This is a genomic window from Yersinia sp. KBS0713 (assembly GCF_005937895.2).
GTDB lineage: Bacteria > Pseudomonadota > Gammaproteobacteria > Enterobacterales > Enterobacteriaceae > Yersinia > Yersinia bercovieri.
In genome coordinates, this window is record NZ_CP042173.1 from 3,153,671 (window position 1) to 3,170,886 (window position 17,216).

The window sequence follows — 17,216 nt, forward strand, 5'->3', positions numbered from 1 at the left end:
TGCCCGTAGCCTCACTTTTGCTCCCCCACTGTCGGTATTGCGAATCGTTATCACGGCTGTTATCTTGCCGTCTGGTACAAATAATTAGCATGATTTGCAATTTGAGAGCCTTATGTCACTGAATCCTGAATTTATCCTCACCACCGAAGCGCAATTAAATGAGCATTACGCCGCTCCTAATAAAAATGTACTGAAAAAACAAATAGATCACATTGATGATTACGCCAAAAAGCTGATCGCCGCTGCGCCTTTTGCCGTGTTGGGTACACTGGGTGCCAATGGGATAGACTGCTCGCCAAAAGGCGGGGAGCCGGGCTTTATCCATGTACAGGACAGCAAAACCTTGATGCTGCCAGACCGTGCGGGGAATAACCGCCTGGATGGTATCCGCAATCTGCTGCATAACCCGTTTATCGGCATTTTGTTCCTGATCCCAGGCTGGACGGAAGGTTTTCGGGTGAATGGCCGCGCAAAAATTTCGGTTGATCCGGCGCTTTGTGAGCGCTTTAGCCAAAACGGCCACCCTGCCCGCACTGTCTTAGTGATTGATGTGGATGAGGTATTTATCCATTGTGGCCGCGCAATCACCTTTGCCGACTTGTGGAATCCTGAAAAACATGTGGGGAAAGAAGATATTCCAACGGCATTAGAGGTATTTAAGGCCCATCTGGCACTCAATAATCATCAGTTAAGCTGACCCACAATAAGCAGTCGCCACCTGGGCACTGACTCATTAGCCTTCCTCCGATTTATCGCCGATAGCCCTCAATAAGCAGGGCTTTATCCTGCTGGTATCCCTGCGACTGGCACAGACCTTGCATTGTTTCTAATCATAATGTGTTAACTATCGGCAAATACCGGTCAACCATTTAGCTATTGTAGGGTATTGCCGCAGTAGGCACACAAAGGTTAGTTTCGAATGAAGGATCGCGGTTTTTCGCCCGCACATTTATAGGGCGCATTACGCACCACTACAGTGCATGGATGTTTTGTTGCCTCTATTTGGTGCGATTTGCGTCTCAAAAAACAAACATTTATTCATCATTTGCATAACAATTTGCTATTTTTTAAAGATAATCTGATACAAGTAACAGCGAAAATCGCGTGTTGGCCAACAAAACATCGGTGGTTGTACCACCAAAACGAAACAAACCGATTTTTCGCCTAATAACATTTAGCTGCACACCGTTTTTTGTACGATATTTTTGTATGACATTGTTTTTAAACACAACATTAAGCAATAAAACAACAGCAAAGGAGTTGGACCATGCATATGCGTAAATTGGCGTTAGCGCTACTGTTAGCTGGGATGGCAAGTGGCGTAGCCCAAGCAGAAGAAGCGGCAGCACAACCCGCAGCGAAAGCGGAAGCCTCCGTCGATACTCTGAAGAAGATTAAAGACAGTGGCGTTATCGTGGTGGGTCATCGTGAGTCTTCCGTTCCCTTCTCTTATTATGATAATCAGCAGAAAGTGGTGGGTTATGCACAAGATTATTCTGATCTGATCGTTGATGCCGTTAAGAAAAAACTTAACGCGCCTGATTTGCAGGTAAAACTGATTCCGATCACGTCACAAAACCGTATTCCACTACTGCAAAACGGCACCTTTGATTTCGAGTGTGGTTCTACCACCAATAACCTGGAACGTCAGCAGCAAGCTTCGTTCTCTAATACCATTTTTGTTGTCGGCACCCGTTTGCTGACCAAAAAAGGTTCTGAAGTTAAAGATTTCAAAGACTTGGCAGGTAAAACTGTCGTGGTCACGTCCGGAACCACATCTGAAGTTCTGCTGAATAAGTTGAATGAAAAAGACAACATGAATATGCGTATCATCAGCGCCAAAGACCACGGTGACTCTTTCCGCACATTGGAGAGTGGTCGCGCAGTCGCCTTTATGATGGATGATGCATTGTTAGCTGGTGAACGTGCCAAAGCGAAGAAACCAGACCAATGGGATATCGTCGGCACCGCGCAGTCTCAGGAAGCTTACGGCTGTATGTTGCGGAAAAATGACCCCGCGTTCAAAGCACTGTTGGATGAAACCATCGCCACCGCACAAACTTCGGGTGTAGCGGAGAAGTCATTTGACCGCTGGTTCAAAAATCCAATTCCACCTAAAAATCTTAACCTGAATTTCTCACTGTCTGATGAAATGAAGGCGCTGTTCAAAGCACCTAACGATAAAGCATTGAACTAACAATAATAATCAGGGCGGGCACTGCCTGCCCTACTGATTGATGATGGACCGATTGGGATACAGGATGCGGGGTGGCCGTTCCCCACTCCGCATTTTTTTGTTCACCCTCGGGAGGCCGCAACGCATTGAATCATCAGTCATCAGGATGGCTTATCCATCCTCTTAAGGGAGTTCGTTATGTCAATAGACTGGAACTGGGGCATTTTCTTGCAAGCTGCCCCTTTCGGCAATACCACCTATCTCGGCTGGATTTGGTCCGGCTTTCAAGTCACCATCGCGTTGTCACTGTGCGCATGGGTGATCGCCTTTTTCATCGGCTCGCTGTTTGGCATTTTAAGAACTGTACCCAATCGAATTCTGTCAGGAATAGGCACCTGTTACGTTGAACTATTTCGTAACGTCCCCTTGATTGTACAATTCTTTACCTGGTATCTGGTGGTCCCGGAGCTGTTGCCAGTTGACATCGGCATGTGGTTTAAAAGTGAGCTGGACCCCAATATACAGTTCTTCCTCTCTTCCGTGATTTGCCTTGGCTTATTTACTGCCGCACGGGTTTGCGAACAGGTACGGGCAGGGATCCAATCACTGCCTCGGGGGCAGAAAGCGGCCGGTCTGGCAATGGGGTTAACCCTGCCACAGACTTATCGTTATGTTTTATTGCCTAATGCTTACCGGGTGATTATTCCCCCGATGACCTCAGAAATGGTTAATCTGGTTAAAAACTCAGCGATCGCCTCAACAATCGGTCTGGTGGATATGGCGGCACAAGCGGGTAAATTGCTGGATTATTCAGCTCACGCTTATGAGTCCTTCACCGCCATCACTCTTGGTTATGTGCTGATCAACGCCGTGATCATGCTGGTGATGCGATTAGTTGAGAAGAAAGTGCAGTTACCCGGCAATCTGGGGAGTAAATAATGTACGAATTTGATTGGAGTTCTATCGGCCCCAGCATTCCTTACCTACTGCAAGGCTTGGTTGTTACCGCCAAGATAACCCTGACCGCTATCGTATTTGGGATTATCTGGGGGACAGTTCTGGCGGTAATGCGCCTGTCACCGATTAAAGCCATCAGCTGGTTTGCCACCGTCTATGTCAACGTGTTCCGCTCTATTCCGCTGGTGATGGTGCTACTGTGGTTCTATCTGGTGGTCCCGAGCTTATTACAAAATGTGCTGGGCTTATCACCAAAAACTGATATTCGGTTAATCTCCGCCATGGTAGCCTTTTCGCTGTTTGAAGCGGCCTATTACTCAGAAATTATCCGTGCGGGTATCCAAAGTATCTCCCGTGGGCAATCTTCTGCCGCTCTGGCGTTGGGCATGACACAAGGCCAGTCGATGAGATTGGTTATCCTGCCCCAAGCTTTCCGCGCCATGGTGCCGCTGCTGTTAACTCAGGGAATAGTGTTATTTCAGGATACATCACTGGTGTATGTCCTTAGCCTGGCCGATTTCTTCCGCACCGCCACCAATATTGGCGAGCGGGACGGGACTCGGGTCGAAATGGTGCTGTTTGCCGGTTTGGTTTATTTCGTTATCAGTATTGCCGCATCGATGCTGGTTAACTATTTGAAGAAAAGGACTGTTTGATGATTTCCCTGAAAAATGTTTCTAAGTGGTACGGCCACTTTCAGGTGCTGTCTGACTGCACCACCGAAGTTAAAAAAGGTGAGGTCGTGGTGGTCTGCGGCCCTTCTGGCTCAGGTAAATCAACCTTAATTAAAACCGTGAACGGGCTGGAACCTATTCAAAAAGGCAGCATTACGGTTAATGGTATTGGTGTGAATGATAAAGGGACCAATTTGGCGCAGTTGCGTTCCAAAGTGGGCATGGTGTTCCAACATTTCGAACTCTTCCCACACTTGTCGATCATTGAAAATCTGACACTGGCGCAAATCAAAGTGTTGGGCCGCGATAAAGCCGCAGCCCGTGAAAAGGGCCTGAAACTGTTAGAGCGTGTCGGCCTGACTACCCACGCCGACAAATTCCCTTCTCAGCTATCGGGTGGCCAGCAGCAACGTGTGGCGATTGCGCGCGCACTCTGTATGGACCCCATTGCAATGCTATTTGACGAACCGACTTCAGCCCTTGATCCAGAAATGATCAATGAAGTGCTGGATGTGATGGTCAAACTGGCACTGGAAGGGATGACCATGATGGTGGTGACCCACGAGATGGGCTTTGCCCGTAAAGTGGCTAACCGGGTTATCTTTATGGATGAGGGGAAGATCGTCGAAGACAGCAACAAAGATGATTTCTTTAACAACCCAAAATCTGATCGCGCCAAAGACTTCCTGGCAAAAATTCTGCATTAATTGCTGTACTGCCCCTCCTCAACTGAGAGAGGGGCAGATCCTACTTCGCAGGGCTAAGGCTGGAATGGTCGGCGATTGAATTGGTCATGACCACATTTTGGGCAGAGCGGCAGCACTTCTGGGGTATAGAAGGCCAGGTGGTGATGGCACTTTTCACAGACCAAATTCCCTAGCCCGACCACCTCACCGCTGTGATAAACCCCATGGTGGCTGACATCTTTAAACACTTCACGCCACTCTAGCTGAGTTTTATCGGTGATATCAGCCAACTCCTGCCATAAACTCTCTTTAATGACCCGCATAAAGACGCTGTCACTGAATTCATCCTTGCTCTCTTCATAGCTACGTGCAAACTCCTCCAGATCACGGCGCACCGCCTGAATTATCTGCTCAACTTCACTGCGGGTTAACTCTTCAACGGCATCCAGCCGCTGTTCAGCGCTGTCCACCAGCTTATCGATATCACGTTCACCATTTTTCAAGCGTTCAGTCAGTGATGTCACTAACTCGCGATAATATTGAGCTACCTTGTTCATATTGTCTCCTCGATCCACGGGTGTGATAAAGCACAGTTGTGATAAAGCAAAGTTGTGATGAAACAAAACAGTCAGCAGGCGAACTCCCTACAGCTGGTGACTCTCTGACTTTTGGGTTTCAAGCCTGTTACTTAGATAATAAAGTTAACGTTAATAATTTTAGTCGTAAATGACTAAGGTCACTGTACCCGCAGGTTGTTTCTCCCCCACTTTGGTGATTTCTGCCATCCACTACGCAGAAAAAACCGCCTGTAGGGTGCTGAGTGTTGTTGCCGCTGCCGCTTATCGGCTATGCTATGCGGATCTCTCTTTATGATATGAAACAGATGATGCTACAGGCGTAGCTGTTTTTCACTATAGGACCACTGGCCGCCATGCAAGAGCAATACCGCCCAGAAGATATCGAAACGCAAGTACAACTTCACTGGCAAGAGAAGCAGACGTTTAAAGTCACTGAAGACGCTAGCAAAGAAAAATATTACTGCCTATCTATGCTGCCGTACCCTTCAGGGCGTCTACATATGGGCCACGTTCGTAACTACACCATTGGTGATGTTATCTCCCGCTACCAACGTATGCTGGGCAAGAACGTGTTACAACCGATTGGCTGGGATGCATTTGGCCTGCCTGCGGAAGGCGCTGCGGTAAAAAACAACACCGCGCCGGCCCCCTGGACTTACGACAATATTGAATACATGAAGAACCAGTTGAAACTACTGGGCTTCGGCTACGACTGGGATCGTGAAATTGCCACCTGTAAACCTGACTACTACCGTTGGGAACAGTGGTTCTTCACCAAGTTGTACGAAAAAGGCATGGTCTACAAAAAGACCTCGGCGGTTAACTGGTGTCCACACGATCTGACCGTGCTGGCTAACGAGCAAGTGATCGACGGTTGCTGCTGGCGTTGTGATACCAAAGTTGAACGTAAAGAGATCCCACAGTGGTTTATCAAAATCACCGATTACGCTGATCAGTTGCTTAATGATCTGGACACGCTGGAAAGCTGGCCTGAGCAGGTGAAAACCATGCAACGCAACTGGATTGGCCGCTCCGAAGGCGTTGATATCGTTTTTGAGGTGCTGGATAGCGAAGAGAAACTCTCCGTTTATACCACCCGTCCAGATACCTTTATGGGCGTAACCTATCTGGCGGTTGCTGCCGGCCACCCTCTGTCACTGCAAGCGGCTGAAACCAACCCTGCACTGGCCGATTTTGTTGCTGAATGCCGTAACACCAAGGTTGCCGAAGCTGAAATGGCTACCATGGAGAAAAAAGGCATGGCGACCGGTCTCTACGCCATCCACCCGCTGACTGGCGAGAAACTGGCTATCTGGGCTGCTAACTTTGTCTTGATGGATTACGGCACTGGCGCAGTCATGTCCGTTCCAGGCCACGATGCCCGTGACTGGGAGTTCGCCACCAAATACCACCTGCCAATCAAAGCGGTTATTTTGGCCGCAGACGGCAGCGAACCAGATGTCACCAAAGAGGCCCTGACCGAAAAAGGCACCCTGTTCAATTCTGGCGAGTTTGATGGCCTGAATTATGAAGATGGCTTTAATGCTATTGCCGACAAACTGGTCGCACTCGGTGTTGGCCAGCGCAAAGTCAATTACCGCCTGCGTGACTGGGGTGTCTCCCGTCAGCGCTATTGGGGTGCCCCAATCCCAATGGTGACACTGGAAGACGGCACTGTGGTGCCCACACCAGAAGATCAACTGCCGGTTATTCTGCCAGAAGATGTGGTGATGGACGGTATCTCCAGCCCAATCAAAGCTGACCCTGAGTGGGCTAAAACCACCGTCAACGGCATGCCGGGCCTACGTGAAACCGATACCTTCGATACCTTTATGGAGTCATCCTGGTACTACGCACGCTACACCTGCCCACAATTTGATGAAGGTATGCTCGACCCCGCCGCCGCTAACTACTGGCTGCCGGTCGATCAGTATGTCGGTGGTATTGAACATGCCATCATGCACCTGATGTACTTCCGTTTCTTCCACAAATTGCTGCGTGATGCAGGTCTGGTGGATTCCGACGAGCCAGCCAAGCGCCTGCTGTGTCAGGGCATGGTATTGGCTGATGCCTTCTACTACACCGGCACTAGCGGTGAACGTATTTGGGTTTCGCCTGTGGATGCTGTCGTCGAGCGTGATGATAAAGGCCGCATTATTAAAGCGACCGATGCTGAAGGCCATGAACTGGTGTATGCCGGCATGAGCAAAATGTCGAAATCGAAAAATAACGGTATAGACCCGCAGGTTATGGTAGAGAAATACGGTGCGGATACCGTACGCCTGTTTATGATGTTTGCATCCCCGGCAGAAATGACGTTGGAGTGGCAAGAGTCTGGCGTTGAGGGAGCAAACCGCTTCCTGAAACGTGTCTGGCGTCTGGTCTTTGATCACACCGCAAAAGGCGCAACTGCCCCGTTGGATATTGCCAACCTGACGAATGAGCAAAAATCCCTGCGTCGTGACCTGCACAAGACGATTGCCAAGGTCACCGATGACGTGGGTCGCCGCCAAACCTTCAATACCGCCATCGCAGCGGTAATGGAGTTGATGAACAAGTTGGGCCGCGCCCCTCAAGAAACGGAGCAAGACCGCGCTCTGCTGCAAGAAGCATTACTGGCAGTGGTGCGTATGCTTTATCCATTTACCCCTCACGTCTGCTTCACTTTGTGGCAAGCGCTGGGTGGCGAAGGTGATATTGATACCGCACCATGGCCAATCGCCGATGAACAAGCGATGATCGAAGACTCTAAATTAGTTGTCGTACAGGTTAATGGTAAAGTGCGTGGCAGAATTACAGTGCCTGCCGATGCCACTGAAGAACAAGTTCGCGAACGTGCTGGTCAAGAGCACTTGGTGGCTAAATACCTGGATGGAGTTACTGTGCGTAAAGTCATCTATGTCCCTGGCAAACTGCTTAACCTGGTTGTGGGTTAAGACAAGGAGGAGTTGTGCGACATCCTATTCTGACGCTGTTGCTGGGGTTGGCGGTGCTGGTCACCGCTGGCTGTGGCTTTAATCTGCGTGGCACCACTCAGGTGCCGCCTGAACTGCAAAAATTACTACTGGAAAGTGCTGACCCTTATGGCCCGCTAACCCGTGCAGTGCGTCAACAATTGCGTTTAAGCAACGTCACCATTGTTGATGACCCAATGCGCAAAGACCTACCGGCCTTGCGGATTATTGGCTCATCCGAAAATCAGGATACCGTGTCAATATTCCGCAACGGTGTAACGGCTGAGTATCAGTTAGTGTTGCATGTGCAGGCGCAGGTATTAATACCGGGCCATGATATCTACCCACTGCGGGTCAATATCTTCCGCACCTTCTTCGATAACCCGTTGACTGCACTTGCAAAAGATGCAGAAGCTGAGGTTCTTCGCCAAGAGATGCGTGTTCAGGCAGCCCAGCAGTTAGTGCGGCAGCTCCTAACCGTGCATGCTGCGGAGATCAAAAATGGGCAGGAAAATGGCGATAAATCGGTTAGCGGCAACAACGCAACCAGCGCCACTAAAATGGCCCCGGTCAAAGAGATCAATATTGGCAAACCCGCAGCCAGTAACTCCGCCCAATGATCCGAGTCTACCCTGAACAACTTGTCGCGCAGCTCCATGAGGGGCTGCGCACAAGCTATCTGCTATGTGGCAATGAGCCGCTACTGTTGCAGGAGAGTCAGGACCATATTCGTCGGGTGGCAGCACAACATGATTTCACCGAACATTTCAGCTTTACGCTAGATGCCCATACTGAATGGGAGAGTATCTTTAGCCTCTGTCAGGCACTGAGCCTATTTGCCAGCCGCCAGACACTGCTATTGAGTTTTCCTGATAGTGGGTTGACGGCACCGATGAATGAGCAATTGGTCAAATTAGCCGGGCTATTGCACCCTGATATTTTGCTGATTTTGCGGGCAAATAAGCTCACCAAAGCACAAGAAAATAGTGCCTGGTTTAAGGCACTCAGCACCAACGGCGTTTTGGTTAGTTGCCAAACCCCCGAACAGGCACAGCTGCCACGCTGGGTCAGCACGCGAGCCAAGAGCCTGAATCTCGACATTGATGATGCCGCCATTCAACTGCTGTGTTACTGCTACGAAGGCAATCTGCTGGCGCTATCGCAAGCACTGGAACGCCTCTCATTACTCTACCCCGATGGCAAATTGACACTGCCAAAAGTAGAACAAGCGGTCAATGATGCCGCGCATTTTACGCCGTATCACTGGCTGGATGCCTTATTGGCCGGTAAAAGCAAACGCGCCTGGCATATCCTGCAACAGTTACAGCAAGAAGATAGCGAACCCATTATTTTGCTGCGCACTCTACAGCGTGAATTATTGCAGTTGTTAACACTGAAACGGCGTATGGATCAGGTGCCGCTACGCGCCTTGTTTGATCAATTCAAAGTGTGGCAGAACCGCCGCCCAATGATGACTCAGGCACTGCAACGTCTCTCCATGCAGCAACTGCAACAAGCCGTTCATTTGCTGACACAAATGGAAATTCGCCTGAAACAGGATTATGGTCAATCAATCTGGCCTGAGTTAGAAACGCTATCTATGCTGATGTGTGGCAAAATTTTACCTGAGAGCTTTTTTAATGCCCAATAACTCCCCGACTCGCACCCTACATGCCCTGTTCGGCGGTACTTTTGATCCAATTCATTATGGCCATTTGAAGCCAGTTGAAGCTTTGGCGCAACAAGTGGGCCTGCAACACATTATTTTACTGCCTAATCATGTGCCGCCTCATCGCCCTCAACCTGAGGCCAATGCACAGCAACGGCTGAAAATGGTTGAGTTGGCGATTGCCGATAATCCGCTGTTTAGCGTTGATTCACGAGAGTTATTACGTGACACGCCATCATTCACCATCGATACACTTGAATCTCTGCGTAAAGAACGTGGTGCTGAAGTGCCGTTAGCGTTTATCATTGGGCAGGATTCATTATTGTCACTGCATAAGTGGCATCGCTGGGAATCACTGTTAGATGTGTGCCATCTGTTGGTCTGTGCCCGCCCTGGTTATGCCCAAACACTGGAAACACCAGCGTTGCAGCAGTGGCTCGACGAACACCGGGTCTTTGATCCACTCGCGTTGAGCCTGCGGCCACAGGGGGCAATCTATTTGGCAGATACACCACTGTTGGACATTTCTGCAACTGATATTCGCCACCGACGTCATCATGGTGAAAGTTGCGATGACCTGCTACCACGTGCTGTGCAGCGATATATTGAATTACAAGGTTTGTATCGCGGCTGAGGGTTTATATCGCGACGCATTGACCCATGTTATACTCCGCCGCTAAATTTCAGGTATTCACTGAAAAACCGATACATTATAACTGTTCATACCGGTAACTGTTCGCGGAATCTCCCGCAAAACAGTACCTAAGAACATTATATATCCAAAGAACTTGGCGTTGCAGGTAGGCAGCAAGCGCACGCATCCCGATGAGCTTACATTAGTAAGTGATTCGGGTGAGTTAGTGTAGCTAACAACCCTGCAACTTCAAGGACGAAGGGTATAGACAGAAAACACCCGAGGGGGAACCTTTGCAAGGTAAAGCGCTCCAAGAATTTGTTATCGACAAGCTCGATGATTTGAAAGGCCAGGACATTATTGCTCTGGATGTTCAAGGTAAGTCCAGTATCACTGATTGCATGATCATCTGCACCGGTACCTCGACCCGCCATGTTATGGCTCTGGCAGATAATCTGGTACAAGAGTCCCGTGTTGCAGGCATGATCCCACTGGGCGTTGAAGGTCAGGGTGTCTCTGACTGGGTTGTGGTTGATCTGGGCGAAGTGATTGTCCATGTGATGCAAGAAGAGAGCCGCCGTCTGTATGAACTGGAAAAACTCTGGAGCTAAGCGGTGAAACTGCAACTGGTAGCCGTCGGCACTAAAATGCCTGACTGGGTGCAGACAGGTTTTACCGATTACCTGCGCCGCTTTCCCAAAGATATGCCCTTAGAGTTGGTAGAGATACCGGCAGGTAAGCGGGGCAAAAATGCCGATATCAAACGCATTTTGGAAAAAGAGGGCGAGCTAATGCTGGCGGCGGTTGGCAAAAACAACCGCATTGTCACGCTGGATATCCCAGGCACTCCCTGGGAGACCCCGCAATTAGCTCAGCAATTAGAGCGCTGGAAGCAGGATGGCCGTGATGTCAGTCTGTTGATTGGCGGGCCTGAGGGGTTAGCCCCGGCCTGTAAAGCTGCCGCCGAGCAGAGCTGGTCGCTCTCAGTGCTAACGCTACCCCATCCTTTAGTGCGTGTATTAGTGGCCGAGAGCCTCTATCGCGCCTGGAGTATTACGACCAATCACCCCTATCACCGGGAATAAGCGGGCGATGAACCTGAGTAAAATGATGGCATTGAGTAAAGTGCGAGTTTTAGGACAAATGCTGGTTTTGGGCAATATGAAGTAGCTGCGGGATGAAAAAAGAACCTAACTCTTTTCGCGACTATTCGGCTGAGTCAGCCCTGTTTGTCCGCCGCGCCTTAGTGGCTTTTCTCGGTATCCTGCTGCTAAGTGGGGTATTGGTCGCAAACATGTACAATTTGCAGATAGTGCGTTTCGAAGACTATCGCACCCGCTCCAATGAAAACCGCATCAAGCTAGTACCTATCGCCCCCAGCCGTGGCATGATATTTGACCGTAACGGCACCCCACTGGCAATGAACCGGACCATTTATCAATTAGAATTGATGCCGGAAAAAATCGAAGACCTCCCCGCCACGCTCAATGCACTACGCCCGATAGTGGATCTGACGGATGAGGATATCGCTAACTTTGAAAAAGAGCGTAAGCGCTCACGTCGCTTTACCTCCATTGCGGTTAAAACACCGCTGACTGAGGTTCAGGTTGCCCGTTTCGCCGTTAACCAATTCCGCTTCCCCGGTATTGAAGTCAAAGGCTATCAGCGCCGCTTCTACCCATACGGCTCTGCCCTGACTCACGTTATCGGTTATGTTTCCAAGATCAACGATAAAGATGTCGAACGGTTGGATAAAGAGGGCATTCTTGCTAACTATGCCGCCACCCACGATATCGGCAAGCTCGGTATTGAGCGCTATTATGAATCCGTATTGCACGGTAAAACCGGCTATGAAGAAGTTGAAGTCAATAACCGTGGCCGGGTGATTCGCCAGTTGCATGAGCAGCCGCCGCAGGCCGGCAAAGATATCTATCTGACCCTCGACTTACACCTGCAAACCTATATTGAACAATTGCTTAGCGGTAGCCGTGCGGCAGTCGTGGTTACTGACCCCCGCACAGGCGGCATATTGGCTTTGGTGTCGAATCCAAGTTATGACCCGAATCTATTTGTCGATGGCATCACCAACAAAGATTATCAGGGGCTACTGAATGATCCCAATCGCCCACTAATTAACCGCGCGACCCAAGGTGTCTACCCGCCGGCGTCGACGGTAAAACCTTATATCGCTGTGTCTGCACTGAGTGCGAATGTCATCACCAAAAATACCAGCCTGTTCGATCCCGGCTGGTGGCAACTACCCGGTTCGGAAAAACGTTTCCGCGACTGGAAAAAGTGGGGCCACGGCCGATTGAATGTCACCAAGGCACTGGAGGAGTCGGCGGATACCTTCTTCTATCAGGTGGCTTATGACATGGGGATTGACCGTTTGTCCGCCTGGATGACCAAGTTCGGTTACGGTGAATATACTGGTATTGATCTATCCGAAGAGCGGGCGGGTCTGATGCCAACTCGTGAATGGAAACAAAAACGCCATAAAAAACCTTGGTATCAAGGGGATACTATCCCAGTAGGTATCGGTCAGGGTTATTGGACAGCCACACCCATTCAGATGGCAAAAGCATTAATGACACTGATTAATGATGGGGCGGTTAAAACCCCACATCTGCTGCAAAGCACCCGAGTTGATGGTGTATTAGTGCCCTATAAACAAGAAGATACCACGCAAATTGGCGATATTCACTCCGGCTATTGGGAGATCGCCAAAGATGGCATGTATGGTGTTGCTAACCGCCCCAACGGGACGGGTCGTAAATTCTTTGAAGGCACGCCCTATAAGGCTGCGGCAAAATCAGGGACAGCACAGGTTTACAGTTATGAAACCTATAATGCGCACAAAGTCGCGGAGCACTTACGTGACCACAAATTGATGGTTGCCTTTGCCCCTTACGACAACCCTACGGTCTCTGTCGCCATGATTCTGGAAAATGGCGGTGCAGGGCCGGCGGTAGGCACCATTACTCGCCAAATCCTCGACCACATTTTGTTAGGTGATAACAATACTGAATTACCGGATGCGGCCCCTCTTCCTCCGGGTGTAGAAGCAGATTAGCTGAAGTGGATTAAGGTAACTCATGACTGATAATCAACAAAAAGGCTCTTTGTGGTACAAAATGCACATTGACCTGCCGTTTCTGCTTTGCGTCCTGGCGCTGCTGGCTTATAGCGCCTTCGTGATGTGGAGCGCAAGCGGGCAGGACATGGGCATGATGGAGCGCAAGGTGGGCCAAATTGCCATGGGTCTGGTTGTCATGCTAGTGATGGCGCAGATACCGCCACGCGTCTATGAAAGCTGGGCGCCCTATCTCTATTTCGTTTGCGTGATTTTACTGGTCTTGGTTGATGCTTTTGGTCAGATCAGTAAAGGGGCTCAGCGCTGGTTGGATTTGGGCTTTATCCGCTTCCAACCCTCTGAAATTGCTAAAATTGCAGTGCCGTTGATGGTTGCTCGGTTTATGAACCGTGATGTCTGCCCTCCTTCACTGAAAAATACCGGTATCGCGTTAATTTTAATCTTTATGCCGACCTTACTGGTGGCCGCTCAACCTGACCTTGGCACATCAATCCTGATTGCGGCTTCGGGTCTATTTGTCTTGTTCCTTTCGGGGATGAGCTGGCGCTTAATCGCCATTGCTGCCGTCCTGGTCGCTGGGTTTATTCCTATTTTGTGGTTCTTCCTGATGCATGGTTATCAGCGAGATCGCGTGATGATGCTACTGGACCCGGAAAGTGATCCGCTCGGTGCGGGTTATCATATTATTCAATCTAAAATTGCGATTGGTTCAGGCGGATTATCGGGCAAAGGCTGGTTACACGGCACTCAGTCGCAATTGGAATTCCTACCGGAACGCCATACCGACTTTATCTTTGCCGTATTGGCAGAGGAGTTGGGATTAATTGGCTTCTTGGTGCTTTTAGCACTTTATCTGTGTCTGATCATGCGCGGTCTGGTGATTGCCGCCCATGCACAAACCACCTTTGGCCGTGTTATGGTCGGGGGATTAATGCTGATACTCTTTGTTTATGTGTTTGTTAACATAGGTATGGTCAGTGGAATTTTACCTGTGGTTGGCGTACCTTTGCCTTTGGTCAGCTACGGAGGCTCGGCGCTGATAGTTCTGATGGCCGGGTTTGGTATCGTGATGTCGATACATACTCATCGAAAAATGTTATCTAAGAATTTATAGAGGTGAGCAATGCGTAAGGAATGGCTTTGGATCGGCATCGCAGGTGTGCTGTTATCAGCATGTACCAGTCAGCCCCCGGCACCCCAGCAACAGGTGCAACAGACGTACAACGGCCCGGTAGTCGAGATCGGCGGTGCTGAGCCGCGCTACGAGCCTTTCAATCCTAATTTCAATCAGGATTATAAGGTTAATGGTCACTCCTACAGCATCATCAAAGATCCGCAAAACTTCTCTCAGACCGGCCTTGCTGCCTGGTATGGTGAAGAAGCTAACGGCAACACCACGGCGACGGGTGAAACCTTTGATCCCAATGCCTTAACCGCCGCCCACCCGACACTGCCGATCCCAAGTTATGTGCGGGTAACCAACATCAGCAATGGTCGCCAGATTGTGGTGCGCGTGAATGACCGTGGCCCATACACCCCAGGGCGGGTGATTGACTTATCCAAAGCGGCTGCCGATCGCCTGAATATCTCCAATAACACCAAAGTGAAGATTGATTTTATCAATGTTGCACCCGATGGTTCGCTCTCAGGCCCCGGGATGGTTGGCACCACTATCGCCAAGCAAAGTTATGCATTGCCAAGCCGCCCGGATTTAGGCTCCAGCGGAATGGGGACTCCAATACAGCAGGATGCGCCCGCAGTCAGTGCACCGGTGCGCCCTATCGATAATAGTAGTTTGTCTGGCGCTGACGCCACGCAGCCAGTCGCGCCACAAAGTAGCGGCTTCCTACGTGCATCGACCCCAGTCCCCGTTGGCGTGCTGGAAGGATCAGAACCCGCCGCGACTGCACCATCAGCGATGAGCGAGGCATCCGTCAGCCCACCGGTTGTTGCCAACCCAGGCCCCGTGACGTCATCAGTAGCCGCAGCATCAACTGCCACGGCAACATCAGGCGGTTATGTGGTTCAGGTCGGTGCATTGAGCGATGCTCAGCGGGCGCAAACCTGGCAGCAAAGCTTAAGCCAACGTTTCGGCGTGCCGGGCAAAGTAGCAACCAATGGCAGTGTGCATCGTGTCCAACTGGGGCCATTTAGCAGCCGTCAACAGGCGGTTGAACTGCAACAGCGCCTGTCGAGCGAAGCACAGCAGCAATCATTTGTGGTTGCTGCACCTTAAATCTACATACCTTGTAGCAATTTAAGGCTTATCTCATTAAAAAAACCGTAACCGACTGTACAAACAGGATGTTACGGTTGAAAGTATAAACGCCACATTGATGTACCCCAAACTGATTAGCATTGCTGCAAGGCAGCAAAAGAGCGAATCCCAATGAGCTGACTCAAGTCAGTGATTCGGATAAGTGAGAGCGGCTAACACAGCTGCAACGCCAATTGAACAGGGTATGTTATAGTGTGGCACGTTCTTAACTTACTCCCACGGATGTTGTTGTCCTGATCATGAAATATGTAACTACTTCTCGCATTATCAAGAGCCTGGCGCTCGGCACTGTTATTGTTATGAGCGCAGCTTCTGCTGCAAACGCTGATGACGTCAATCTGAAAACCATGATCCCCGGCGTGCCACAGATCGACGCGGAAGCCTATATTCTGATTGATTACAACTCCGGCAAAGTATTGGCAGAAATGAATGCTGATGCCCGTCGCAACCCGGCCAGTTTGACCAAAATGATGACCAGCTATGTTATTGGTCAGGCAATCAAAGCCGGTAAAATCGGGCCGGAAGATATGGTTACCGTGGGTAAAGATGCCTGGGCGACGGGTAATCCGGAGTTCCAAGGCTCCTCGTTGATGTTCCTGAAACCCGGCGACCGCGTCCCGGTTTCTAAACTGACCCGGGGTATCAACCTGCAATCGGGTAACGATGCCTGTGTTGCTATGGCCGATTATGTCGCCGGTAGCCAGGACTCATTCGTTAACCTGATGAATAACTACGTTAACGCGCTGGGTTTGAAAAATACCCAGTTCAAAACCGTGCACGGCTTAGATGCCGAGGGTCAATATAGCTCTGCGCGCGATATGGCGCTGATTGGGCAAGCACTGATTCGTGATGTGCCGGATGAGTATGCTATCTACAAAGAGAAAGAGTTCACCTTCAACAATATCCGCCAGATGAACCGTAACGGTCTACTGTGGGATACCAGTTTGAATGTTGATGGCATCAAAACCGGTCATACCGCCTCTGCTGGCTATAATTTGGTGGCCTCAGCCACTGATGGGCAGATGCGGTTGATCTCAGCAGTACTGGGTGGTCGCACCTATAAAGGCCGCGAAACCGAGAGTAAAAAACTGCTAACCTGGGGCTTCCGTTTCTTCGAAACTGTGGCACCGCTGAAAGTGGGTAAAGAGTTTGCTTCAGAACCCGTCTGGTTCGGTGACAGTGATCGCGTGCAGTTGGGTGTTGATAAAGACGTTTACCTGACCATCCCACGTGGCCGCATGAAAGATCTGAAAGCCAGCTATGTGCTGAATACACCTGAAATTCATGCTCCATTGGCGAAAAATCAGGTTGTTGGGATGATTAACTTCCAGTTGGATGGCAAAACCATCGACCAGCGCCCACTGGTAGTAATGAACGAAGTGAAAGAGGGCGGGATCTTTAGCCGCATGGTGGATTACATCAAACTGATGTTCCACCGCTGGTTCGGCTAATCGGTTGGCGCTTGAAAGCCAGAAAATCGCCCCCACATTATAAATAATATAAAACTCCCGCTCCG

At 50.0% G+C, this 17,216-nt stretch carries 16 protein-coding genes; 15 read left to right on the plus strand and 1 reads right to left on the minus strand.

What is annotated here, in order from left to right; translation table 11 throughout:
• Nucleotides 1-112: 112 nt before the first annotated feature.
• From FFE93_RS14990 to FFE93_RS15015, 5 genes are all read left to right on the plus strand, one after another.
• Nucleotides 113-697, plus strand: a complete 585-nt coding sequence (locus FFE93_RS14990; RefSeq protein WP_005279099.1) for an MSMEG_1061 family FMN-dependent PPOX-type flavoprotein — start codon at nucleotides 113-115, stop codon at nucleotides 695-697.
• Between the two features lie 570 nt (nucleotides 698-1,267).
• Nucleotides 1,268-2,197, plus strand: coding sequence for a glutamate/aspartate ABC transporter substrate-binding protein (locus tag FFE93_RS15000; protein ID WP_005279100.1), 930 nt, complete (start codon nucleotides 1,268-1,270; stop codon nucleotides 2,195-2,197).
• Nucleotides 2,198-2,374: 177 nt separating this feature from the next.
• Complete coding sequence (locus tag FFE93_RS15005) at nucleotides 2,375-3,115, plus strand: amino acid ABC transporter permease (protein WP_004873312.1); 741 nt, start codon at nucleotides 2,375-2,377, stop codon at nucleotides 3,113-3,115.
• On the plus strand, nucleotides 3,115-3,789 hold the full coding sequence (gene gltK / locus FFE93_RS15010) for a glutamate/aspartate ABC transporter permease GltK (protein ID WP_032898950.1): 675 nt from the start codon (nucleotides 3,115-3,117) through the stop codon (nucleotides 3,787-3,789). The genes FFE93_RS15005 and gltK overlap by 1 nt, the downstream gene beginning before the upstream one ends.
• Nucleotides 3,789-4,514 carry an amino acid ABC transporter ATP-binding protein gene (locus FFE93_RS15015; RefSeq protein ID WP_004873313.1) on the plus strand — a complete coding sequence of 242 codons (726 nt, stop codon included), beginning with the start codon at nucleotides 3,789-3,791 and terminating at the stop codon, nucleotides 4,512-4,514. Before gltK ends, FFE93_RS15015 begins: the two co-directional genes overlap by 1 nt.
• A 53-nt stretch (nucleotides 4,515-4,567) precedes the next feature.
• Here the strand turns inward: FFE93_RS15015 and FFE93_RS15020 are convergent, their stop codons facing one another.
• Nucleotides 4,568-5,050: a zinc ribbon-containing protein gene (locus FFE93_RS15020; protein WP_005279103.1), complete on the minus strand. Its 483-nt coding sequence runs from the start codon at nucleotides 5,048-5,050 to the stop codon at nucleotides 4,568-4,570.
• Between the two features lie 374 nt (nucleotides 5,051-5,424).
• On the opposite strand from FFE93_RS15020, the gene leuS reads away from it, so the two are divergent.
• The 10 genes from leuS (at nucleotide 5,425) to dacA (ending at nucleotide 17,151) form a co-directional block, all read left to right on the plus strand.
• Complete coding sequence (gene leuS / locus FFE93_RS15025) at nucleotides 5,425-8,007, plus strand: leucine--tRNA ligase (protein ID WP_054872453.1); 2,583 nt, start codon at nucleotides 5,425-5,427, stop codon at nucleotides 8,005-8,007.
• A 14-nt stretch (nucleotides 8,008-8,021) separates the two neighbouring features.
• Entirely contained in the window at nucleotides 8,022-8,645 is a 624-nt protein-coding gene (gene lptE / locus FFE93_RS15030) for an LPS assembly lipoprotein LptE (RefSeq protein WP_005279108.1), read from the plus strand.
• Nucleotides 8,642-9,676, plus strand: a complete 1,035-nt coding sequence (holA, locus tag FFE93_RS15035; protein WP_138775393.1) for a DNA polymerase III subunit delta — start codon at nucleotides 8,642-8,644, stop codon at nucleotides 9,674-9,676. Before lptE ends, holA begins: the two co-directional genes overlap by 4 nt.
• Entirely contained in the window at nucleotides 9,666-10,328 is a 663-nt protein-coding gene (gene nadD / locus FFE93_RS15040; protein WP_049599505.1) for a nicotinate-nucleotide adenylyltransferase, read from the plus strand. Before holA ends, nadD begins: the two co-directional genes overlap by 11 nt.
• A 293-nt stretch (nucleotides 10,329-10,621) precedes the next feature.
• A complete protein-coding gene (gene rsfS, locus FFE93_RS15045; protein WP_004873320.1) occupies nucleotides 10,622-10,939 on the plus strand; it encodes a ribosome silencing factor in 318 nt (105 codons plus the stop codon).
• 3 nt (nucleotides 10,940-10,942) lie between these two features.
• A complete protein-coding gene (gene rlmH, locus FFE93_RS15050; protein ID WP_005278057.1) occupies nucleotides 10,943-11,413 on the plus strand; it encodes a 23S rRNA (pseudouridine(1915)-N(3))-methyltransferase RlmH in 471 nt (156 codons plus the stop codon).
• 92 nt (nucleotides 11,414-11,505) lie between these two features.
• Nucleotides 11,506-13,401 (plus strand): peptidoglycan DD-transpeptidase MrdA, encoded by a 1,896-nt coding sequence (gene mrdA / locus FFE93_RS15055; RefSeq protein WP_005278070.1) that lies wholly within the window; start codon nucleotides 11,506-11,508, stop codon nucleotides 13,399-13,401.
• 22 nt (nucleotides 13,402-13,423) lie between these two features.
• Nucleotides 13,424-14,536, plus strand: a complete 1,113-nt coding sequence (mrdB, locus tag FFE93_RS15060; RefSeq protein ID WP_005278071.1) for a peptidoglycan glycosyltransferase MrdB — start codon at nucleotides 13,424-13,426, stop codon at nucleotides 14,534-14,536.
• Between the two features lie 9 nt (nucleotides 14,537-14,545).
• Nucleotides 14,546-15,658: an endolytic peptidoglycan transglycosylase RlpA gene (gene rlpA, locus FFE93_RS15065; protein ID WP_032898663.1), complete on the plus strand. Its 1,113-nt coding sequence runs from the start codon at nucleotides 14,546-14,548 to the stop codon at nucleotides 15,656-15,658.
• A gap of 281 nt (nucleotides 15,659-15,939) precedes the next feature.
• Nucleotides 15,940-17,151, plus strand: coding sequence for a D-alanyl-D-alanine carboxypeptidase DacA (dacA, locus tag FFE93_RS15070; protein ID WP_032898665.1), 1,212 nt, complete (start codon nucleotides 15,940-15,942; stop codon nucleotides 17,149-17,151).
• Nucleotides 17,152-17,216: the final 65 nt, after the last annotated feature.